The following is a 21,152-nucleotide window of genomic DNA, read 5'->3' on the forward strand; positions in this document are numbered from 1 at the left end:
AGCAAAAACAAGACACTGATGACGGTGGATGAGGTCGAGTCGGTCGTCGGCCGCCCGCCGGCGGTGATCATGCTCAAGCAGATCAGCACGCTCGACGAGGGGTGCCGCACGATCCTGGGACGGAGCCCGATCGCGGCCTTCGGCTACCGGGACGCGACCGGCACGAGCAGGACGACGTTCGTCGGCGGGCGGCCGGGGTTCGCCCGCGTGCACTCGCCGACGCGGATCTCGTTCACGCTGCCCGAAGGCGGTGAGCCGCACGGCCCGGTCTCGCTCTTCTTCCTACTGCCGGGCGTCGGGGAGCTCCTGCGGGTGAACGGTGTGACAGCCACTCGAAAGGGCGCGCTGATCGGCGTCGATATCGAAGAGGCGTACGTGCACTGTGCGCAGGCGGTCCTGCGGTCGCGGCTGTGGCAGCCGCAGGCTGCTGGAACGGAAGCGGCAGCCGACGTCGACGGGCCGCTGGGCGCACCGGGGATCACCGGCTTCCTGGCTGCGGCGCCGTTCCTCGCGCTGTCGACCTGGGACGCCGAAGGTGGCAGCGACACGAGCCCGCGCGGGGACCGGCAGACCGCCATGCGGGTCCTGGACGGGCGGACGCTCGTGATCCCGGACCGGAAGGGCAACAAACGCGCCGACACCCTGCACAACCTGCTGCAGGACGACCGGCTTTCGCTGGCCGCGCTCGTGCCGGGACGCAACGCGGTGCTGCACGTCCGCGGCCGCGGCACGATCACCGACGAGCCCGCGCTGCTGGAGACGATGGCGCTGCGCGGCATGCCGCCGCACCTGGCGCTGGTCATCGACGTCGAGCATGCCGAGCTGACCAGTAACGATGCGATCGTGCGGTCGCGGGTCTGGTCACCGGGGACGCACCTCGACCGCCGCACGGCGCCGGACCTGATGCTGATCGGGAGCCGGCACCTCGCCGCGGGCAGCGGACGGTCGGGCTTCCTGCTGCGGGGCCTCGGTGCGATCCCGGGGATCGGGGGCCTGCTGCGGCGGGTGATGAACAGCGCCTACCGGTCCGGCCTGCGGAAGGAGGGGTACGCCGACGTCGAGGACACCGAGCGCGCCCCCGCGAGCGAGGTCCGGGTGGTCGAGGTGCGCCGGGAGACGCCGAGCGCGGTCACGCTCGTGCTGGAGAACATCGCCGGGACGCCGTTCGACTTCCGGCCCGGCCAGTTCTTCACGCTGGTCACCGACATCGACGGCCGCCCGGTGCGACGCGCGTACTCGGCGTCGTCGGCGCCCGGGTCGACCAGGTTGGAGGTCACCGTCAAGCAGGTCGAGGGTGGCCGGTTTTCCGGGCACGTGCACCGGGGCCTGCGTGCGGGGGACCGCCTCACGCTGCGTGGGCCGTCCGGGTCGTTCCACGCCGAGCCGGGTGAGCTGGTGCTCGTGGCCGCGGGCAGCGGTGTGACACCGATGATGAGCATCATCCGCTCGACGATCGAGCGCAGCCGGATCTCGCTGCTCTACAGCAGCCGCGACGTGTCGGAGATCATCTTCGCCGACGAGCTCGCGCGGCTGGCGCGGGAGCACCCCGGCCGACTGTCGGTCACACACGTCCTGACCAGCACCGACGGGCGCCTCGACGCGGACGGGGTGCGCCGCTGGGTGACTGGCTTGTCCGTTTCGGACGACGCCAGGTACTACATCTGCGGCCCCGAGCCGCTGATGGACGTCGTGGTGGCCGGGCTCGGCGCGCCGAGCGACCGGCTGCACCTCGAGCGTTACGCCAGCGGCGCCGACCCCGCGGTCACCACGACCGAACCGCAGCAGATGACTGTCGAGAACGTAGGCTCGGTCGTCGTCGAGCCCGGTCAGACGCTGCTCGACGCGGGCCTCGCCGCCGGCCTGCCGATGCCGTACTCGTGCACGGTCGGCAACTGCGGCGACTGCACGGTGAAGCTCGTCCGGGGCGACGTCACGCAGAGCGAACCGAACTGCCTCACACCCCAGCAGAAGGTCGGCGGGTACGTGCTCGCGTGCGTGGGATACCCGCTCTCCGCGGTCACCGTCGACATCGCGGAGCCCTAGGGTTTCCTCATGACAACGCCAGTGCGGTTCGGTCTCGTCGGGTACGGCTTCGGGGGCCGCTACTTCCATGCCCCGCTGCTCCGTTCGGCGCCGGAGTGCGAGCTGATCGCGGTGCTCACGTCGGCGCCGGAGCGGCGCTCGCTGGTTTTCCGCGAGCATCCGAGCGTCGCGGCGGTGACGAGCCTAGGCGAGCTGGCCGCGCTCGGCGTCGAGGCGGTCGCGATCTCCACGCCCGCCGACACCCACACCGCGCTGACCGAGGAGGCGCTGCGGCTGGGACTCGCGGTCGTCTGCGACAAGCCGTTCGCGCTCGACGCGTCGGCCGCCCGCGCCTCGGTCGCGCTCGCTGCGCAGCTGGGGCTCGCGCTCAGCCCGTACCAGAACCGCCGGGAGGACTCGGACTTCCGCACGGTGCGGGCCCTGGTGGAGAACGGCACGCTCGGGACGGTCACGCGGCTGGAGTCGCGGTTCGAGCGGTACGCGCCGCAGGACGGGCCGGGGCGCTCGGGCGGTGGCACGCTGCTGGACTTCGGCAGCCACCTCGTCGATCAGGCGTTGTTCCTGCTCGGCCCGGTGCGGGCGGTGTACGCGGAGTTCCGAAAGCGCGAGTCGGGGCTGGACGACGACGTGTTCGTGGCGTTGACGCACGCGTCCGGGGTGCGGTCGCAGCTGTGGGGCAGTTGGAGCCAGGCCGCGCCCGGGCCCCGGTGGCGGGTGACCGGGACCGAGGGCACGTACGTGGTGGCGGCCGGTGACAGCCAGGAGCAGCAGCTGATCGACGGAGCGGCTGCTGTGGGCGTGGAGCGCGAGGAGGACTTCGGCACCCTGTACTCAGGCGGTTCCGCGCGTCGTCACCCCACTGAGCGGGGCCGCTGGGACACGTTCTACCCGCGCTTCGCCGCGGCCGTCCGCGGTGAGGGCCCGCCACCGGTCGCCGCGGCCGACGCCGTCGCGACCGCTGTCGTCCTCGACGCGGCCCGCACCAGCGCCCTCACCGGCGCAGTCGTGGACGTGCCCCAGGGCTGACGTCAGGTGGGGTTGGGAGGCACCGCGGTGATCACGCTGTTGATGATCGTCGCGGTGACCGTGCGGGTGACGGCTTCGGCGGCGGCGCCGGCTCCCCAGTTGCCCTGTTCGAGCTCCTTGGCGCGGGTGATCACCGCGGAGCTCCATGGGATGTCCGGGTCGAACTGCGGAAGCGTCCCGCTCCCCGAGAGCAGCGCACCCAGCGCGGCGACGCGGGGTTCGGGTTCCGCGCCGTCGACGAGCACGCGCCGGACGTCGTCGAGCAGGTGGGCGCGGCGTCCGGTGCCGCCGTCCTCGAGGACCTTCCGGTCGAACAGGCCCAGGGTCTTCTTCGTGACCTGGCGGATCTCGCCGCGTTCGATCAGCCGGTCGAGGAGCGGGCCGCGCAGCGGGGGCCCGACCGCGGCGAGCACGGTCTGCACGCCGCGGGGCTTCGGCAGCACGTAGTCCCACGCGGACCGGAGCACCGCATCCGTCGGCGGGTTGTCCTCGACGGCCTCCACGAGCGTCGCCCCGGACCGGCCGGTGCTGGTGCGCACGTGCTCGGAGAGCCCGAGGTCCGCGAGCACGGCCCCCGCAAGGGTGTAGAAGAGCGTGTTCTCGCCCGCGATCGTGCCGGACTTCGGCTGGAACAGCAGGAGCAGCAGGTCCTCGGCCAGCGTCGGGGCGCTCATGCCGCACACTCCGGGAGAGTGGCGGGGAGCTCCAGATCGATCAGGTAGGCGGCGGCGACCTTCTCGACGCACGCGTTCGCACCCGACGACACGACAGTGTGGCCCTCTCCCCGCACTGTCAGCAGGGCACTGCCCAGGGTCTCGGCCAGGCTGATCCCACCCGAGTGCGGAGTGGTGGGGTCACCGGTGATCGACACGACCAGAGTATGCGGCAGACCTCCGACGTTCTGGGCGTACGGAATGCCGAGTGTCGGCGGCGCGGGCCAGAACTCGCACCCGTCGCGTGCACCCTTCGCTGCCTCCGCGGCGTCGCCGCCGGGGAACATGAACGGAGCGACCTCGAACGTCCGGATGCGGAGCTGGACGGCGTCCTCCGGCGTCAGGCGTTGTTCGTCCATGCAGTTGATCGCGTAGATCGCCTCGGTGAAGTTGCCGTTCACCGCGGTGGCGGCCTCACCACCTTCGATGTTCCGCAGCATCGTCAGCAACGTGTCTCCCTTCCCCTGCTTGACCTCGGTCAGTCCGGCGACGATCGTCGGCCACATCTTCGGGTCGTACAGCCCGGCCATGACGCCGCCGAGCGCGTCGTCGAAATCGAGCTGTTGATCGAGGGCCAGAACGGGTGCGTCCCGCAGCGGCTGCACGATCGTCTGGAACGTCGTCGTCCAGGCCTTCGGGTCGGTGCCCAGCGGGCAGGTCGCGGCCTTCGCGCAGGCCGCGGCCATCACGTCGAAGGCCCGCTGGAAGCCCTGGTACGCCGCGAGGCGACGGTCGACGGTCCCGAGGCGGGGATCGAACGCTCCGTCGAGCACCATCGCCCGCACCCGTTGCGGGAACTGCTCCGCGTAGACGGCTCCCAGGCGGGTGCCGTAGCTCTGGCCCAGGAACGTCAGCTTCTCCTCGCCCAGTGCGGCGCGTAGCACGTCCATGTCACGGGCGGTGGTGCGCGAGCCCATCTGCGCGAGCGCCTCCTCACCGCCGGAGCCGGCCGCGCAGCGCTCGGCCACTGCGCGAGTGTCCTCCTCGGTCAGATCGACGTTCGTCGCGAGCAGCGGGAAGACGGTGTCCGCCCGGCTCGTGCCGCCCTCGTCGTAACAGTCGGCGGCCGGTTTGGTGGCGCCGACGCCACGCGGGTCGAAACTGACGACGTCGAACGTCTCGGTGATGCGGCTCTTCGCCAACGCGCGCGCCAGGGCCAGGCTGGAGAGCACGCCGGAACCGCCCGGGCCACCAGGGTTGAAGACCAGCGAGCCCCGCGACTGCTTGCGCGCCTTGACGCGCGAGACCGCCACGGACGCGGTGGCGCCGTCGGCGTCGTCGTGGTCGAGCGGGACGGTCAACCACGCGCACTCGACAGCGGGATCCGCGAGGATCTCCGCTTCCCGGTCACTGGTGGCGAAGTCCGCGCACTTCGTCCACTCCAGCTTGGGGGCCGCTACCTCCTCGGGGGAGCACGCCACCACAGTGGTCGCGATCATCAGCAGGCCGAGAACGGCGCTCGTCGTTGATTTCACGGCACGTAGCCAAAACCGTGTGCCAGGAACCAGGTCAAGCCGATCGGCTGCGTGGCGTCTCGCGGGCTCCGGCGAGGATCGTGGCCGGGTCGCGGAAGTCCGACATGGTACTGACCGCGAACAGAATTCGTACTGCGGGCTAATTTGCGCGGATCGCCTTGATCGGGCGTGAACTACTGTCACCATTGGTGGCGGGCCGGCAACCAACTGTTCGATGTTGTGTTGCGGAGGCCGCGTGGGTGTCGTCGGTGGGGCAAAGGGTCGACGGAGGACGCTGGCGTCTCTCGCCGCTGCGGCGCGCGGGTATCTCGCGGCCGGGTGGCCGATCGTGCCCGGGGCATATTGGTCTCCGCAGACCTGCGCGTACCGGTGTGGTCGGCCTGGTTGTGACAACGGGAGTCCGCATCCGGTGGACAGTGCGGAGCGTGGGCGCTGTGATCAGCGGTCCCAGCCGCGTTCCATTCAGCCCGACCATGTCGAGCGGTGGTGGAACAACCGGGGGTACAACGTGTTGATGCCGACCGGTGTCGCGGCGGCCACCGTCATCGAGGGGCCGGGGCGGCTGATCGACGACGTCGACGCCCGGTTGACCGCGCGCGGCTGTCCGCCGCCGTTGTTGGTGCTGCCGACCGGTGAGCGTCAGTTGTTCAGTGCACCTCTTCCGGTCGACGACGAGCTGTGGCTGGCCACCGCGGTCGGTGGCGCGACCTTGCATGGCGACGACGGCTGGATACCGCTGCCGCCCTCGATCGTCAGCGCGGGCATGTTGCGCTGGGTGCGCCCTCCCGAGGCCACCGGCTGGCGCCTACCCCCCGCCACCGAGGTACGCACGGCCCTACGAGCCGCCCTGGGCCTGGGCCGCGCCGCAGCCTGACCCCGACCCGGGCCGCGCGCACGTCGACGTCGCCCGAGTGCGACTCGATCGCTACCGGACCGATGCGCAGGCCGGTGGCGGTGATCGCGCCGCCCAGCGCCTGCGACATCACCGCAAATAATCTGGTGTCCACTTGCGGTAGTCGCCGGGGTCCGAAACGGGCGTGATCGACTCGGTCAGCGCGATGATCTGAGCCCGGTTCCGGAAGTACCGCCCCTCGTTCGCGGCGTCCATGCTCCCGACCGTCAGACCTCCGTCTAACTGCAGCCAGACGTTCACCCCGTTCTCGGGCGGCCCCTCGCTGAGCCGAGCGGGCCGCCCGTGGAGCGTGGTCGTCGGCTTGACGACGTGGTCCGAACGACCGTCCCGAGCGAGCCAGAACGTGACGTGCGACGGGTTCTCCCTGGTGTCGGTGATCTGCTTGAACGTCACCGCGCCGGAGTAGTGCCCGTTGTCGTACCGGGCCACGTCCGTGCCCATGATCTCCAGGTCCTTCTGCCGCGGCAGGCTGAACGGCAGCACGACCGGCCCGGTCCGGTCGGTCCGCACCGAGTCGGCGATCTGTGCCGCCTCCTCTTTGCTGCCGGCGACCACCGTCGCCCGCAACCCGGGGGACGGCGTCCACGTCAGCGTTCCGCCGGGCGCGTCGCCGTAGGTGATCGTCGCCCAGGTGCTCGAGCTACCGCGGACGTCGGGCCCGGGCTCGGCGCGATCGTTCGGCCCCACCATGGTCAGGCTGGACGTGGCCTCCATCAGCCACACGCTCGCCGGCCCGTACCCGGGCAGTGGGCCGCCTCCGCCGCCGTCCGGGCTCTCCTTCTTCACGAACTCGATCGACTGGTAGTCCCCGCCGGTGTGGGTGAACGTGCCGATCATCCCGTCGGGCTCCCGGCCGACCGACAGGCGCAGATTGCCCGGCACCAGGTCGGACCCGGTGGCCTTGTCGACGAGCCCGGGGGCCGCCGGGCTGATCGCCTTCGGGTCGTCGCGCAGCCCGGGGGCCGTCGCGACGCCGATGCCCGCGACGAGCACCGCTGCGGCCGCGGCGATCCATCCCAGCGTCCGCTTCCGCCGGCGACGCCGACCGCCGCGGATCGCCTCGTCCACGTCCACTGTCGTCTCCCCGAAGTCTCGCTCGGCCAACTGCCGGAACATCGTGCGTGCGCTCCGCTCGTCCATGTCGTCAGCTCCTCGCGGCCGAAGCGGAGTCGTTCGCGCTCAGTACTTCGCGCAGCTTGTCCAGGCCGCGGGCGGACTGGCTCTTCACCGTGCCGGTCGCGCAGCGCAGGACCGTGGCGGTCTGTTCGACCGACAGGTCGCAGTAGAACCGGAGCACCAGCACGGCCCGCTGGCGCGGCGGCAGCTCGCGCAGTGCGGCTTCCATCTCCAGCCGCGCCTCGACGTCGAACCCGCTGCCGGCGGACTCCTCGCGGCTCCCGTTGACGAGCACGACCCGGCGCGCCCAGTTCGTCCGCTGGCTCGGACAGGAACACCCGGACCAGCACGGTGCGGGCGTACGCCATGGGCTCATCGGCCTTCCGGGCTTTGCCCCAGTGCACGTAGAGGCGCTCCAACGCACCCTGGACCAGGTCGTCCGCCCGGTGCGTGTCCTGGCAGAGCAGGTACGCGACCCGCCGTAACCCGGGCAGCACCCCGAGGACGTACTCGCGGTACGCCTCGTCCTCGTCGTCGGACACCCTGACGGCCTCCCTGCTCGCTGACACCAAAACCCTGGACGCGAGGGGGCCGGGGTTCGGTTGCATCGCCCAGGTCAGGGATACGGTGAACGTATGCTGCGCTCGTCGTTCGGGGTGGCGGCGGCCGCCTATGCCGAGCACCGGCCGGGGTACGCGCTCGACGCGGTGCGCTGGGCGTTGGAGCCCGCCCCCGGGTCGCGTGTCCTCGATCTCGGCGCCGGAACGGGCAGGCTCACCGCCGCGCTGCTCACGCTCGGCGCCGATGTCACCGCTGTCGAGCCCGACCCGGCAATGCGCGCGGAGCTACGCGGCGCAGGCGTTCTGGCGGGAAGCGCCGAGGCCATCCCACTCCTGGACGACTCCGTCGACGCGGTGCTCGCCGGCCACTGCCTGCACTGGTTCGACATGGCGGTCGCCGGCCCCGAGATCGCTCGAGTACTCCGGCCCGGCGGCGTCCTAACCGGCCTGTGGAACGTCCTCGACGACCGCGCCGCACCTACGACAGTACGAGCGAGGGAACCTCCGCCACGCTGTCGAGAACATGGGTGGCAGACGCCAGGTGAGCGTCGTCGACTCCCCCGCTCCGTACCCCGACCACGAACCCGGCCCCGGCATTCCGCCCGGCCTCCACGTCGAGCACGGTGTCACCCGCCACGAGCACCCGCCGGACGTCGGTGACGCCGGTCAGCTCCATCGCCCGGAAGATCATGTCCGGCGCCGGCCGCCCGGCACCCACCTCCTCCGCGCACACCACGGCATCCACGACACCGGAAGTCCAGCCCAACGCGTCGAGCAGCGGACCGGTGATCTCCCGGTCGAACCCGGTCGTCAGCACGACCCGCACCCCCGCCTCCCGCAGCGAAGCAACAGCTTCCGGAACGCCGGGCAACGGAGTCGGCGGCTGCTCCTCGTACGCCGCCGCGAGCCGCGTCTTGAACTCGACGAACGCCTCCTCGGTCCGCGACGGACCACCCAGTAACGCGGTGATCGCCTCGCGCTTGTCCGCCCCCATCCACCGGAAGATGTCGTCCTGGGTGGGCGTCGCCCCGAACGCCTCCACGGTCTGGCGCAGCGTCACGTACACGGTGCCGTGTTCCTGCACGGTGGTGCCCGCGATGTCCAGGGCGGCCAAGTCGATCAGCATTACAGAACTCCTGTCCGGAGGAGCGCGGGAACGGACTGTCGGGCGTTCTCGATCGTGAACGTGACGAGATCGGATCGGTAACGGTCGTCGGAGTACTCCAGCGGCTCGCCGTCGGCGGTGCACGCGCGTCGGCGCTCCCGCAGCAGCGGCGCGCCCGGGTCGACGTCGAGCAGCGTCGCATCGGTGTCGTCGGCGGGCACCGCGTCGAACACATGACGGGCGACCGACAGGTCGACCCCGCGGCCGATCAGGTACTCGTAGAGCGACCCGGAGTCGCAGTCGAAATCAAAGAGCAACTGCCCCACCGGTGCGACGAAAGTCGTGCGCTCGACCATCACCGGGGCACCGTCGAGCAGGCGCTGCCGGAGCACCTGCACCACGTGTTCACCCTCGTCCAGGCCGAGCACGTCGGCGGCTTCGCGCGTCACCGGGCGCCGGGCCACCTCCAGCGTGTGCTGGCCCGGGACCCGGCCGAGTTGCCGCGCCCAGCGCGAGAACGAGAGGAAGTCCTCGAACGGCTGCGCGAGCCGCTCGGCGCGCACCACCGGTGGCCGGCCGCGGCCACCGCCGATCAGCCCTTCGGCCCGGAGCGCGGCCAGCGCTTGCCGCACGGGACCGCGCGAGGCGTCCCACTCGTCGCACAGCTGCGACTCCGAGGGAAGGGCATCGCCGACCGCGAGCTCGCCGGTCGCGATCCGACGGCGGAGGTCGTCGGCGATGCGTCGGTGCAGGGCCGGTTCCATGGCGGCTGACTATACAAGTTTCACGACCACGTCTTGGGGCTCCAACCGCAGCATTCATCAGGGTGAACGCCCGGCGAACTTGTCCATACACGTTGCCTCCGAGGGTTGACCGCACCGGTGAGCACCGAGGATTTTCGTCGGCGTGAACACCAGCCCGGACCTCCTCGTCGTCGGTGGGGGCATCGTCGGCCTCGCGCACGCCGTCGAGGCCGTCCGACGTGGCCTTTCAGTCGTCGTCGTCGACCGCGACGACTTTGCCCGGGGCGCGTCCGTGCGCAACTTCGGCCACGGGTGCGTGACCGGGCAGAGCGGCCCGGCGCTGGAGTACGCGCTGCTGGCGCGGGAGCGCTGGCTGGAACTCGGCGCCACGGCCGGCTTCGGCATCTGGAACTCCGGCACTGTCGTCGCCGCCCGGGCCGAGGACGAACTGGCGGTGCTCGCCGAATTCGTGCAGCGCAGCACCCACCCGGTGCGGCTGCTCGACCGCAACGCCCTGCTCGAGCGGGCGCCGCTCAACCCGGCGACAGTGCTCGGCGGAGCGTGGTTGCCGCTGGACGTCCGGGTCGATCCGCGGGAAGCGCTGCCCGCGATCGCCGGCTGGCTGGCCGATCAGGGCGTGGAGTTCCGCTGGGGCACCAACGTCCTGTCCGTCGAGCCGGGCGTCGTCCACACCAGCCGCGGAGAGATCCGCGCGACACGGACGGTGGTGGCGGTCGGCCACGACCTCGACCGGCTCTTTCCCCAGGTCACCGAACCGATCGGGATGCGCCGCTGCGTCCTGCACATGCTGCGCGTCGATTCCCCCGACGGGCGGCGCTTCGAACCGGCGGTGCTCACCGGGCTCTCGCTCCTGCGCTACGACGGCTTCGCCGCCTGTCCGTCGGCCGCTGACGTACGCGCCCGCTACGCCTCCGAACAGCCGGAACTTCTCGACGCCGAGATGAACCTGATGTTCACCCAACAGCCGAACGGCGAGTTGACGATCGGCGACACCCACACGTATGCCCGCACACCTGAGCCGTTCCGCACCGAGGCGTACGACGAGCTGCTGCTCGCCGAGACCGCCGCGCTGCTGGGCGTGCCCGAGCTGCGGGTACGCGAACGCTGGCACGGCGTGTACGCGTCCTCCCCCACCCAGAACTTCCTGATCGACGCCCCGCTGCCGACCGTGCGGACGGTGGCGGTGACGACAGGAATCGGCATGACTACGGCGCTCGGTCTCGCACCGAGCGTTCTGACTGAACTACTCGCCACATGACGAACCCGGAAGGTTCACCATGCGCCTCAACCGCCTGAAGTCAGCCGCCAGTGCGGCAGCTGCGGTCTTCCTCGTCGCCGCCGCGTTAGCCGGCTGCTCCTCCGACTCCGACAGCGACAGCGGTTCCGGCGACGGGAAGTGGGCCTCCAAGGAAGGCACGCTGGTCTTCGGCACCGTGCCCGACAAGGCCGGCTCGGACTCGAACTGGAAGCCGCTCGAGGACTACGTCGCCAAGCAGACCGGCTACCAGGTCGAGTTCTACCCGACCAGCGACTACACCGCGCTGATCGCCGCGGCCGTCGCCGGCAAGGTGGACGTCGCTTCGTTCTCCGGCCTCACCTACGTGCAGGCGACGAACAAGGGCGCCGAGCTCACCGTCGCCTCGGCGTACATCGCCTCGAAGGGCCTCACGGACCCCGGCTACTACTCCGAGGCCATCGTCCCCGCGGGCTCGACGATCACCACGCTCGCCCAGGCCAAGGGCAAGAAGGTCTGCTTCGTCGACCCGAACTCGACCTCGGGCTTCCTGTTCGGCCTGCTCGCGCTGAAGAAGGCCGGGCTGAGCGTCGAGACCAGCGGCAAGGACGCCAGCGGCGCCCCGAAGTTCACCGACTTCACCGCGTCGTTCGCCGGCTCGCACGACAAGTCGGTGCAGGCCGTCGAGGCCAAGCAGTGCGACATCGGCTTCGCCGAGGACTCCGAGGCGGAGCCCGCCGCCAAGGCCGGTAAGGCCAAGGTCGTCAGCAAGGAGTACGTCCCCGGTGGTCCGCTGGTGTACGCCAGCACCCTGCCGCAGGACGTCCAGGACAAGCTCAAGACGACGCTGTCCAGCATCTCGCTCGACCAGATGAAGTCCGCGGGTGTGACCACCACCGACGAGTTCCTCGAGGGCTTCCAGGGTGCCCAGCCGCAGACCGACGACTACTACAAGGCGATCCGGGACATCTGCACCGACATCCCCGCCGCGAACTGCGCACCGAAGAGCTAGGGATCCTGCGATGAGCAGCACGGCGATCATCTCCGTCCACGGAGTCTCCAAGCAGTTCGGCTCCACGCGAGCGCTGACCGAGGTGAACCTGCGCGTGGAGCGAGGGGAGGTCGTCGTGCTGCTCGGGCTTTCCGGTTCCGGGAAGTCCACACTGCTGCGGCACCTCAACGGCCTCGAGTTCCCGACGTCGGGGACCGTCGAGGTGCTCGGCACCAACGTCCCTTCGTTGGGGACGAAAGCCCTGCGCGGGCTGCGTGGCCGCGTCGGCATGATCTTTCAGCAGTTCGAGCTCGTGCCCTCGCTGACCGCGCTGGAGAACGTGCTCACCGGCGCGCTGGGGGCGCTTCGCGGCCCGCGGCTCGGGCTGTGGGCCTACCCGAAGGCGCAGAAGCACCAGGCGCTCACCCATCTCGAGCGGGTCGGGCTGCTCGACCGGGCGTACCACCGCGCCGACCAGCTCTCCGGTGGCCAGCAGCAGCGCGTCGCGATCGCGCGGGCGCTGATGCAGAGCCCGGAGATCTTGCTTGCCGACGAGCCCGTCGCCTCGCTCGACCCCGAGTCGAGCAATCAGGTGATGGCGCTCATCCGTGAAATCGCCGCCGACGACGGCCTGACCGTCGTGTGCAGCCTGCACCAGGTCGACATCGCGCTCGACTGGGGTGACCGGATCGTCGGCCTGCGCCACGGCGAGGTCGTGCTCGACACCCCGGCCACCGGCCTGTCCAAGGCCGAGGTCATGGAAATCTACGGCCGCGTCACCACCTCCACCGCCGAATTCGCCGCCATCGAGGCCGAACTAGCGACCATTCGTACGTCCACACAGGTCGAGGGATGACTACCCTTCAGGTTCCTCCACCGGATGTCGCCGAGCGGGCTCCGCGGCGGCCCGTGCCGGTCGAGAAGATCTCGGGGACCGTCGTCGTCCTGGCGATGCTGGGCTTCGCGATCTACTCGGTGTCGACGCTCGACTTCTCCTGGGACAGCATCCTGGAGAGCGCCGACAACGCCGCCAAGGTCTTCGAACGCATGGACCCGATCAGCCTCCCGCCCCTGGGCGACCTGGCCCACCTGATCGGTCTCACCGTCGGCATCGTCGTCCTGGGAACCCTGCTCGCGGCACTCGTCTCGGTGCCGGTCGCGTGGCTGATGGCGTCGAACACACGCTTCGCCTGGGTCGCCCGGGCCGTCAGCGTGCTCACTCGCGCCATCCCCGACGTCGTCCTCGCGCTCGCCTTCTCGCTGACCTTCGTCCTCGGCAGCCCCCTGCCGGGCGTCTTCGCGATCGGCATCCACTCGATCGGCATGATCTCCAAGCTGTTCGCCGACGCGATCGAGGCCAGCGACAACGGCCCGCGCCTCGCGATCCGCGCCGCCGGCGGCTCGCGCGCTCAGGAGTTCTGGTCGGGCGTGTTCCCGCAGGTCCTGCCGTCGTGGATCGCCACGGTGCTGCACCGCTTCGACATCAACCTCCGCGGCTCGGCGATCCTGGGTTACGCCGGTGTCGGCGGCCTCGGCTACGCGATGCGCCTCGCGTTCGAGGACTTCCCCCAGGGCTACGGACGCGGCCTCGGCATCGCGGCCGTCATCTTCGTGCTGTGCGTCGTCCTCGAGATCGTGTCGTCGACGATCCGCCGCAACCTGCTGGGCATCAACCCCGCAGGCAAGGGCCTGGGCGACCGCGTGGTCCGCCGCGCCACGTCGGGCCGATCCCCGAGCCGCGCAGCCGCAGCCTCCGCCCACCCCGCCACCGTCGAGTCGATGATGAAGCGGCCCTGGACCCGGGACCGGGTGCGGAAACTGACCTGGTCGCTGGGGGCGCTCGTCGTCATCGTCGGCAGCTGGTTCACCGCAGACGTGCACTTCGACGACATCACCTGGAACTACGTCTGGCCGACGATGCAGAGCTTCTGGCCCCCGAACCTCGGCAACCACACGCTCACCGAGTTCGCCGAGGCGCTGCTCATCACCGTGCAGGTCGCCTTCGCCGCCGCGCTGCTCTCGCTGGTGTTCTCACTGATCTTCGGCTCGCTCGCCGCGCGTAACGTCGCCCCGAACGGCACGGTGCGCAACACGTTCCGCGTCATCCTGGTCGTGTTCCGCGGCGTGCCGGAACTGGTGCTGGCGATCTTCCTGATCATGGTCACGGGCCTGGGCAACCAGGCCGGAGCCGTCGCACTCGCTTTCGGCGGCATCGGACTCCTCGGCAAGCTGATCGCCGACTCGTTCGAGGAGGTCCCGGCCGGCCCCGAGCATGCCCTCACCGCGGTGGGGGCCAGCCGGTCGCAGCGGTACGCCTCGGCCACCTGGCCGCAGGGGTTGCCGCAGCTCATCAGCAACTCGCTGTACCTCGTGGACACGAACATCCGCGCGGCGACGATCCTCGGCATCGTCGGCGGCAGCGGCATCGGCTTCTACCTCACCAACGCCTCGACCGTGCTCGACCTGCACGGCCAGGTGACGACGCTGGTGCTCATGGTGCTGATCACCGTCCTCGTCCTCGAGGGCGTCTCCACCTGGCTCCGCAGAGTGTTCCGCTAACACACTCGTCGTCCTGCACGCCACACACCTCGAACTACGGGGTGGGTGGCGTGCTGGTGTACCCGGATCACATCGGCACGCTTGCCTACCGCGATGAGCCCGCGGTCGTCGAGGCCGACCGCGTGGGCGGGGTTCGTGCTCACCAGGTGGACCGCGGCCTCGATCGGCAACGTCCCGGCGTCAGCCAGCTGAAACACCGCCTGCAACGGGCTGGACGGCACGTAGTCCGACGACAGCACGTGCAGCAACCCCGCCGAGAGGATCTCGGACGCCGACACGTTCCCCGACTGCGACCCACCCAGCACCAGGTTCGGCGCCCCCATCACGGTCTGCTGACCAGCCGCCACGGCCGCCTCCGCCGCGGCGACCGTCGTCGGGAACTCCGCGATCGTCCCTCCGATCGCGACCGACTCCGCGACGTGCTCGACCGTCGCGTCGTCGTGCGTCGCGAGCCGGAACCCCCGCTCGCGCACCCGCTCCGCGATCGCCGTGCGGTTCACGTCGGAGTACCGGGCCCCGTACTCCTGCAGGTACCGCACGTACTCGTCGAACTCCGCCGCGGAGACCCGCCCCTTACCGATCGTGTATCGGCGGAACGCGTCGATGCTCGCGAACTGACGCGCCCCGGGCGTGTGATCCATCAACGAGACCAGCAGCACCAACGGGTTACCGGCGAACGTGTCGAACACGTCGACGCAGTCCGGCGCAGGTACTTCGCAGCGCAGGTGCAGGTAGTGGTCGGCGCGCAGGATACCGGCCTGCGCGCTGTGCTCGATCGCCTCGGCCATCCGCGGCGCCATCGCCGGTGCTGGATCATCCAGGGCGGAATCGTACGAACGCGGATCACTGCCCACCCGCAACGCGTCGAGCACGGTCGTGACCCCGGACGCCGCGAGCTGTGCGTCGTGCGCCAGCACCGCGGGTACCGCGTCCCACTCGGTTCCGGGGCGGGGCTTGAAGTGGTATTCGAGGTGGTCGGTGTGCACTTCGACGAGGCCCGGCAGGAGGTAGTCGCCGTCCATGTCCTCGCCGCCGGCGCCATCGGGCCCGATGTCGGTGATCACACCGTCGCGGATCTCGACGGACCCGGTGAACACGGAGTCGGGGAGAACGACACGGGCATTGCGCAGAACGGTCACTGTGCCCCCTTGAACGGGTACGACTCGACGAGTTGGAACGGCTGGCCGGCATCGGGCTCGACGAACAGCGCCAGCGAGGAGAGAACGAGGTCCTGACCGAGAACACCCGCGAAGTGCTGGGTCAGCACCGACTGGACGTGCTCGCGGCGCTCCATCGGAACGGCGTCGGTGAGCGTGAGATGGAACAGGAAACGGTCGAGGACGTGCGGGTAGCCGTAGGTGAGCAGCAGCGCCCGCGCCTGGTCGTCGAGCCGCTCGGGCCGCCGCCGGGCGATCTCGGCGTCGGTCGCCGGTGCGCGCAGGTCGTCGAAGTCGCGCACGACGTCGTCGGCGAGCGCGTGCAGGGCGGGTTCGTGGCGACCGGTGACCAGCGCGAAGAACCCCGCCAGGCATGCCAGCCGCAGCTCCGGCGCCACGACCGGCCCCCGCCGCCCCGCGAAGTCCCCGAGCCGCTCCCGCAACTCCGTCAACGTATGCCCCGGCGCCAGTCGAAACGGCGCCTTCAACGTCGCATGAAACCCGTACCGCCGAGCATCCCGAGTGATCGCATCAACCTCGTCGCGAGTCCAGCCGCCCGCCGCAGGACCGAAGCCGTCGGCAGCCGCGCGGGTCGGCCCATCCGGCGCGGCGCCGGGGCCGAGCCAGGAGTCGGCGGCTGCGCGGAGCGGACCGTCGTCGGGGGCGTAGTAGATCGCGTAGCGGTAGGTCATGGTGCGAACGCGCTCACGTCGACGACACGATCGGCGAGCGCGTCCCGCACGTCGGGGTCGTGAAAAATCGCCAGCATCCCGACCCCGTCTGCCAACTGCTCCTTCAAGAGACCAACGACGATCTCCCGATTGACGACGTCGAGCGAGGCCGTCGGCTCGTCGAGCAACAACAACGGCAACCCGACGATCAACCCCCGGGCGATGTTGACACGCTGCTGCTCCCCACCGGAGAACGTCGCGGGAGGCAACGACCAGAGCCGCTCCGGAATCCCGAGCCGCCGCAACAGCGCAGCAGCCCGCTCGTGCGCCTCGTCCCGCCCCACACCCCGCTCGACCAGCGGCTCAGCCACCACCGGCAACGCACCGACCCGAGGCACGCAGTGCAGGAACTGACTCACGTATCCCACCGTGTCGCGCCGGGCGGCGAGCACCTCCCGGGGAGCCGCGGCGGCAAGATCCCTGCCCGCGACGAGCACGCGCCCGACGTCGACCTGGTAGTTGCCGTAGATCATTTTGAGTATCGAGCTCTTGCCGACGCCCGACGGACCGCCGAGCACGACGCACTCCCCCGGCTGCACCTCCAGCGCGAGCCCGCGCAGCACGGGAAGCTGCGAGCCCCCATGCAGGTGCATCGTGAACGTCTTGGCCACGTTCTCCACGCTGAGCAGCGTCATTGCAGCACCGACGAGACGAGCAGCTGGGCGTACGCGGACTGGGGGTCGTCGAGGACGCGGTCGGTCAGTCCCGACTCGATCACGGCACCGTCCTTCATCACGAGCGTGCGGTCGGAGATGAGCCGGGCGACGCCGAGGTCGTGGGTCACGATCACGACCGACAGGGAGAGCTCCCGGACGAGCGAGCGGATCAGGTCGAGCAGCCGGGCCTGCACGGAGACGTCCAGGCCGCTGGTGGGCTCGTCGAGGAACACCAGGCGCGGTGAGACGACGAGGTTGCGTGCGATCTGGAGTCGCTGGCGCATGCCGCCGGAGAACGTGGTCGGGGGGTCGTCGATGCGGTCGACGGGGATCTCGACCCGCGCGAGCCATTCCTGTGCCGCTGCCCGGATCTCGCCGTAGTGGCGCCAGCCGTTGGCCATGAGCGGCTCGCCGATGTTGCCGCCGGCGCTGACGTGCATGCGGAGACCGTCGGCGGGATTCTGGTGGACGAAGCCCCATTCGCTGCGCCACAGGCGGCGCAGTTCGCTCTCGGATCGCTCCGCCAGCGACCGCCCCGCGTAGACCACGTCCCCTTCAGTGCGGTCCAACCGCCCGCTCAGTGTGTTGAGTAGCGTGGTCTTGCCGGAACCGGACTCACCGACGATCGCGAGAACCTCACCGGGCCACAGTTCGAAGTTCACATCCCGACATCCGAACCGCGCCCCGTACCGGTGCCCCACTCCCTGTGCGCTGAGCAGCGTCATGATGCCCGGCTCCGCTCGCAGTGGTCGGTGTCGGAGCAGACGTACATCGCGGTGCCCGCATCGTCGGTGATCACTTCGTCCAAATAGACGTTCTGCGAGCCGCAGAGGGCGCACGGACGGTCGAACCGCTGGGGTTCGAAGGGGTGATCGACGAAGCCGAGGCTCTCGACCTTCGTGTAGGGCGGCACCGCGTAGATGCGCTTCTCCCGGCCGGCGCCGAACAGCTGCAGCGCGGGGTTGAGGTGCATCTTCGGATTGTCGAAACTCGGGATCGGCGACGGCGACATCAGGTACCGGTCGTTCACCATCACCGGATAGTCGTACGTGGTGGCGATGTGACCGAACCGGGCGATGTCCTCGTACAGCTTCACGTACATCGAGCCGTATTCCTCCAGCGCGTGGAGTCGGCGCGTCTCGGTGACGCGGGGCTCGAGGTAACGCATCGGTTCGGGAAGCGGCACCTGGTAGACGATGATCTGACCCTCGCTCAGGGGCGTCTCCGGGATGCGGTGACGCGTCTGGATGACTGTCGCGTCCTCGGTGCGGGTCGTGGTGTCCGCGTTCGTCATGCGGGCGAAGAAGGCACGGATCGACACCGCGTTGGTCGTGTCGTCGGCGCCCTGGTCGATGACCTTGAGCGTGTCGGTCTTGCCCAGGACGCTCGCGGTGACCTGCACACCGCCCGTGCCCCAGCCACGCGGCATCGGCACCTCGCGGGACGCGAACGGCACCTGGAACCCCGGGATGGCGACCGCCTTGAGCAGCGCCCGCCGGATGCTGCGCTTGGTCTGTTCGTCGAGGTAACCGACGTTATACATTTTTCGCGCTCCGGAGCTGCCGCACCAGGCCCAGCTCGGCCTGGAAGTCGACGTAGTGGGGCAGTTTGAGGTGCTCGACGAAGCCGGTGGCCTGGACGTTGTCGGCGTGACTGATCACGAACTCCTCGTCCTGCGCGGGGCCGACCTTTCGCTCACCGAGTTCGTCGGAGCGGAGGGCGCGGTCCACTATCGACATCGACATCGCCTTGCGTTCGCCGCGGCCGAAGACGAGGCCGTAGCCGCGGGTGAACTGGGCGGGGGCCTCGGCACTGCCGATGAACTGGTTGACCATCTGGCACTCGGTCAGCTCGATGCGGCCCATCGGGACCGCGAAGCCGAGTTCCGGGGCCTCGAACTCGACTTCGATCTCGCCGGTGCGGATCTCACCGGCGAAGGGGTGGGTGCCGCCGTAGCCGCGCTGGGTGCTGTAGGCGAGGCCCAGCAGGAACCCCTCGTCGCCGCGGGCGAGCGCTTGGAGGCGTTCGGGGCGACTCATCGGGAAGATCGTGGGGTCGCGGGTGAGGTCCGCCGGCTCGGGATCCCCCGTTGCCGTGGGGTCGGCCTCGAGCAGCGCCTCGGCCCCGAGGAGCTCGGTGATCCGAGGCATCGAAACCTCCTCGTCGCGCGAGCCAGCCGTCCCACCATCCGCCCCCGCGGCGGGCGGAGCGCTGTTTGGTTGTGCGGAGAGTGGACCGCTGAGGGGGTGGTGGGAGTCGGCGTCGGGTGGGGTGAACAGGCGGTGGGTGTAGTCGAAGGTGGCGCCCAGTTGTTGGCCGCCGGGGAGGTCTTTGAAGGTGGCGGAGATGCGGCGCTGGGGTGGGAGGCCCGTCGTGTCGACGGGGAGCGTTGCGCCGAAGCGTGGCAGGGTCGTTCGGTACGAGCGAACGAGGGTGATCGCTTCGAGCACGTCGCCCTGGGCCTGGACGATCGCCCGGGCCGCGAGCTCGGGGTCGTAGAGGGACCCTTCCGACATCACCCGCGCGACCAGCACGCCGAGCTGATCGGCTACTTGCCGGGCGTCGATCCGAGGCAGTTCCGTATTTCCTCGACCGCGTTTGGCGAGCAACGCGTGCGCGTTGGCGATCGCGCGTTCGCCGCCTTTGACCGCGACGTACATCAGGCCGCTCCTTCCAGCGTGGTCGTGCGGGGTAGGCCGGTGATGTGCGTGTCCTGCACGAACAAGAAATCGACGCCCATCGGGAACCGCGCAACGTTGCGCTGCCATACCTCAACGAACTCCCCGGGCACGACGAACTCGGCCGAGCCGTCGATTCCGGGCCCAGTAGCCCGCATCGTGTGCCCGCGGCCCGCCGCGCCAAGGCTCTCGGCGGCCAGGTTCCGGCCGGCGTGACCCGCGTCGCGCAGTCCGGCCGGGGGCACACCCTCGGTGCGCGCGTCCCCGGAGAGCGCGTCCCCGGCGGACGCGACCCCGGCGGACGAGAGCCCAGGGGGCGCGTCCCCGGCGGACGAGAGCCCAGCGGAGGAGAGCCCAGCGGGCGCGTCCCCGGAGGGCGCGAGGCCGGCGGACGGGAGCCCAGCGGGCGCGTCCCCGGCGGGCGCGAGGCCGGCGGGTGGGCCTTCGGGGGTGGGGGTGGGGGCGGCGGTGGTGAGCACCACGGTGGCTGAGCGGTGGGGCTCCTCGGCGGTGCCCACGGCCAGCTCGGCCAGGGGCGGCAGGTTCTCGAACCGGGTCGCGAAGACGAAGGCGGCCTCCGCGTGATCGGCCACCACCGGCGCGCCGGTGTGGAACGCGAACCACGCCGCGACCGCGCCACTCCCGGCCAGCGCCCGGTCGAGCCAGACCGGGGTGTCCTCATCACACAGCGTCTGCGCAACAGCCGCCGCAGCCGCACTCAGCGGCGCGGGCGGCCGCGCCGCCGAACCGCCGAAGAACGGCGCAGAAGCTGCCGCAGCGTCAGTGGGCGGCGCTGCCGCAGCGTCAGTGGGCGGCGCTGCCGCAGCGTCAGTGGGCGGCGCTGCCGCAGCGTCAGTGGGCGGCGCTGACGGGGCTGTGGGTGGCGTGTCGGGGAGAGGGATCGGGCGGGTGGGGTGGGAGAGGGCTTCCAGGATTGCTCGGAAGGTTTGTTGGGCCTGGTCGGGGGTCATTCGTGCTCCCGCGCGACGGTGAAGAAATCGACAACGGTCTCCCGGGCTTCCTGCCTGGTGGCGGCGTCGCGAGCGTGCTGAGCCGCCTCGAGCGGCTCGATCAGCTCGACGCGGATCTCGTCGTGGTGATCGGGATCCTGCAGCAGGGCGTCGAACAGCGCCCCGTACCGCGCACGGTCCAGATCGCTGCCCAGCACGTACGACGTGCCGACGATGTCGCTGCCGGTCAGCCGCACGGTCGCCCGGGTGACCGTCGCCTCACCCAGGTTGAACCGGTCACCAGTTCCCCCGATCCGCCCGCGCACCATCACGAGCCCCGCCTCCGGCCCGCGCAACCATTCGACGTCGGGAGCCGGCTCGCGGTGGGCCCACCCGTCCGCGAGCTCGGAAACCCCGGCACCCGCCAGCACCCGCATCCATCGGCGCCTGTCCATTCGGCACCTCCAAGTTGTCTAGTTCG

Annotated in this window: 21 protein-coding genes and 2 pseudogenes; 8 read left to right on the forward strand and 15 right to left on the reverse strand. The window is 70.4% G+C overall.

Annotation, left to right across the window (positions count from 1 at the left end; genetic code table 11):
• Positions 1-18 precede the first annotated feature (18 nt).
• Both ACGFY5_RS14160 and ACGFY5_RS14165 read left to right on the forward strand, forming a co-directional pair.
• Positions 19-2,043: a 2Fe-2S iron-sulfur cluster-binding protein gene (locus ACGFY5_RS14160; RefSeq protein WP_392720508.1), complete on the forward strand. Its 2,025-nt coding sequence runs from the start codon at positions 19-21 to the stop codon at positions 2,041-2,043.
• 9 nt (positions 2,044-2,052) lie between these two features.
• Positions 2,053-3,069 (forward strand): Gfo/Idh/MocA family protein, encoded by a 1,017-nt coding sequence (locus ACGFY5_RS14165; protein ID WP_392720018.1) that lies wholly within the window; start codon positions 2,053-2,055, stop codon positions 3,067-3,069.
• 2 nt (positions 3,070-3,071) lie between these two features.
• Here the strand turns inward: ACGFY5_RS14165 and ACGFY5_RS14170 are convergent, their stop codons facing one another.
• Both ACGFY5_RS14170 and ACGFY5_RS14175 read right to left on the reverse strand, forming a co-directional pair.
• The gene (locus ACGFY5_RS14170; RefSeq protein WP_392720019.1) at positions 3,072-3,743 is read right to left on the reverse strand and encodes a GPP34 family phosphoprotein; all 672 of its coding nucleotides are present in this window, start codon (positions 3,741-3,743) and stop codon (positions 3,072-3,074) included.
• Complete coding sequence (locus ACGFY5_RS14175) at positions 3,740-5,257, reverse strand: alpha/beta hydrolase (protein ID WP_392720020.1); 1,518 nt, start codon at positions 5,255-5,257, stop codon at positions 3,740-3,742. Before ACGFY5_RS14175 ends, ACGFY5_RS14170 begins: the two co-directional genes overlap by 4 nt.
• A 214-nt stretch (positions 5,258-5,471) precedes the next feature.
• Here ACGFY5_RS14175 and ACGFY5_RS14180 point away from each other — a divergent pair, with 214 nt between their 5' ends.
• A complete protein-coding gene (locus ACGFY5_RS14180) occupies positions 5,472-6,131 on the forward strand; it encodes a bifunctional DNA primase/polymerase (protein WP_392720021.1) in 660 nt (219 codons plus the stop codon).
• 108 nt (positions 6,132-6,239) lie between these two features.
• Here the strand turns inward: ACGFY5_RS14180 and ACGFY5_RS14185 are convergent, their stop codons facing one another.
• From ACGFY5_RS14185 to ACGFY5_RS14195, 3 genes and pseudogenes are all read right to left on the reverse strand, one after another.
• Complete coding sequence (locus ACGFY5_RS14185) at positions 6,240-7,310, reverse strand: hypothetical protein (RefSeq protein WP_392720022.1); 1,071 nt, start codon at positions 7,308-7,310, stop codon at positions 6,240-6,242.
• A 4-nt stretch (positions 7,311-7,314) separates the two neighbouring features.
• Positions 7,315-7,662: a sigma-70 family RNA polymerase sigma factor gene (locus tag ACGFY5_RS14190; protein WP_392720023.1), complete on the reverse strand. Its 348-nt coding sequence runs from the start codon at positions 7,660-7,662 to the stop codon at positions 7,315-7,317.
• Positions 7,663-7,672: 10 nt separating this feature from the next.
• A pseudogene (locus ACGFY5_RS14195) lies at positions 7,673-7,894 on the reverse strand (hypothetical protein); the annotation flags it as partial.
• A 27-nt stretch (positions 7,895-7,921) separates the two neighbouring features.
• On the opposite strand from ACGFY5_RS14195, the pseudogene ACGFY5_RS14200 reads away from it, so the two are divergent.
• A pseudogene (locus tag ACGFY5_RS14200) lies at positions 7,922-8,317 on the forward strand (class I SAM-dependent methyltransferase); the annotation flags it as partial.
• Between the two features lie 7 nt (positions 8,318-8,324).
• On the opposite strand, the gene ACGFY5_RS14205 reads toward ACGFY5_RS14200, so the two are convergent.
• Together ACGFY5_RS14205 and ACGFY5_RS14210 are read right to left on the reverse strand one after the other, a co-directional pair.
• The gene (locus ACGFY5_RS14205) at positions 8,325-8,972 is read right to left on the reverse strand and encodes a phosphonatase-like hydrolase (RefSeq protein WP_392720024.1); all 648 of its coding nucleotides are present in this window, start codon (positions 8,970-8,972) and stop codon (positions 8,325-8,327) included.
• Complete coding sequence (locus ACGFY5_RS14210; protein ID WP_392720025.1) at positions 8,972-9,715, reverse strand: GntR family transcriptional regulator; 744 nt, start codon at positions 9,713-9,715, stop codon at positions 8,972-8,974. The genes ACGFY5_RS14205 and ACGFY5_RS14210 overlap by 1 nt, the downstream gene beginning before the upstream one ends.
• Before the next feature lie 142 nt (positions 9,716-9,857).
• Here ACGFY5_RS14210 and ACGFY5_RS14215 point away from each other — a divergent pair, with 142 nt between their 5' ends.
• From ACGFY5_RS14215 to ACGFY5_RS14230, 4 genes are read left to right on the forward strand one after another with little or no spacing between them, the layout of a single operon-like run.
• On the forward strand, positions 9,858-10,973 hold the full coding sequence (locus ACGFY5_RS14215) for a TIGR03364 family FAD-dependent oxidoreductase (RefSeq protein ID WP_392720026.1): 1,116 nt from the start codon (positions 9,858-9,860) through the stop codon (positions 10,971-10,973).
• A gap of 19 nt (positions 10,974-10,992) precedes the next feature.
• A complete protein-coding gene (locus ACGFY5_RS14220; protein WP_392720027.1) occupies positions 10,993-11,961 on the forward strand; it encodes a phosphate/phosphite/phosphonate ABC transporter substrate-binding protein in 969 nt (322 codons plus the stop codon).
• A 10-nt stretch (positions 11,962-11,971) separates the two neighbouring features.
• Entirely contained in the window at positions 11,972-12,796 is an 825-nt protein-coding gene (gene phnC / locus ACGFY5_RS14225; protein ID WP_392720029.1) for a phosphonate ABC transporter ATP-binding protein, read from the forward strand.
• The gene (locus tag ACGFY5_RS14230; protein ID WP_392720030.1) at positions 12,793-14,499 is read left to right on the forward strand and encodes a PhnE/PtxC family ABC transporter permease; all 1,707 of its coding nucleotides are present in this window, start codon (positions 12,793-12,795) and stop codon (positions 14,497-14,499) included. The genes phnC and ACGFY5_RS14230 overlap by 4 nt, the downstream gene beginning before the upstream one ends.
• Here ACGFY5_RS14230 and ACGFY5_RS14235 read toward each other — a convergent pair.
• The 8 genes from ACGFY5_RS14235 to phnG are packed head-to-tail and all read right to left on the reverse strand — an operon-like array spanning position 14,496 to position 21,126.
• Positions 14,496-15,638 (reverse strand): alpha-D-ribose 1-methylphosphonate 5-triphosphate diphosphatase, encoded by a 1,143-nt coding sequence (locus ACGFY5_RS14235; RefSeq protein WP_392720031.1) that lies wholly within the window; start codon positions 15,636-15,638, stop codon positions 14,496-14,498. The genes ACGFY5_RS14230 and ACGFY5_RS14235 overlap by 4 nt on opposite strands.
• Positions 15,635-16,348, reverse strand: coding sequence for a DUF1045 domain-containing protein (locus ACGFY5_RS14240; protein WP_392720032.1), 714 nt, complete (start codon positions 16,346-16,348; stop codon positions 15,635-15,637). The genes ACGFY5_RS14235 and ACGFY5_RS14240 overlap by 4 nt, the downstream gene beginning before the upstream one ends.
• Entirely contained in the window at positions 16,345-17,022 is a 678-nt protein-coding gene (gene phnL / locus ACGFY5_RS14245; RefSeq protein ID WP_392720033.1) for a phosphonate C-P lyase system protein PhnL, read from the reverse strand. The genes ACGFY5_RS14240 and phnL overlap by 4 nt, the downstream gene beginning before the upstream one ends.
• The gene (gene phnK, locus ACGFY5_RS14250) at positions 17,019-17,768 is read right to left on the reverse strand and encodes a phosphonate C-P lyase system protein PhnK (RefSeq protein ID WP_392720034.1); all 750 of its coding nucleotides are present in this window, start codon (positions 17,766-17,768) and stop codon (positions 17,019-17,021) included. Before phnK ends, phnL begins: the two co-directional genes overlap by 4 nt.
• Positions 17,765-18,586 (reverse strand): alpha-D-ribose 1-methylphosphonate 5-phosphate C-P-lyase PhnJ, encoded by an 822-nt coding sequence (locus tag ACGFY5_RS14255; protein WP_392720035.1) that lies wholly within the window; start codon positions 18,584-18,586, stop codon positions 17,765-17,767. Before ACGFY5_RS14255 ends, phnK begins: the two co-directional genes overlap by 4 nt.
• The gene (locus tag ACGFY5_RS14260) at positions 18,579-19,703 is read right to left on the reverse strand and encodes a carbon-phosphorus lyase complex subunit PhnI (protein WP_392720036.1); all 1,125 of its coding nucleotides are present in this window, start codon (positions 19,701-19,703) and stop codon (positions 18,579-18,581) included. Before ACGFY5_RS14260 ends, ACGFY5_RS14255 begins: the two co-directional genes overlap by 8 nt.
• Positions 19,703-20,692: a phosphonate C-P lyase system protein PhnH gene (locus tag ACGFY5_RS14265; protein WP_392720037.1), complete on the reverse strand. Its 990-nt coding sequence runs from the start codon at positions 20,690-20,692 to the stop codon at positions 19,703-19,705. The genes ACGFY5_RS14260 and ACGFY5_RS14265 overlap by 1 nt, the downstream gene beginning before the upstream one ends.
• On the reverse strand, positions 20,689-21,126 hold the full coding sequence (gene phnG, locus ACGFY5_RS14270) for a phosphonate C-P lyase system protein PhnG (RefSeq protein ID WP_392720038.1): 438 nt from the start codon (positions 21,124-21,126) through the stop codon (positions 20,689-20,691). The genes ACGFY5_RS14265 and phnG overlap by 4 nt, the downstream gene beginning before the upstream one ends.
• Positions 21,127-21,152: the final 26 nt, after the last annotated feature.

The sequence above is a fragment of the Cryptosporangium sp. NPDC048952 genome (assembly GCF_043197895.1).
Classification (GTDB): domain Bacteria; phylum Actinomycetota; class Actinomycetes; order Mycobacteriales; family Cryptosporangiaceae; genus Cryptosporangium.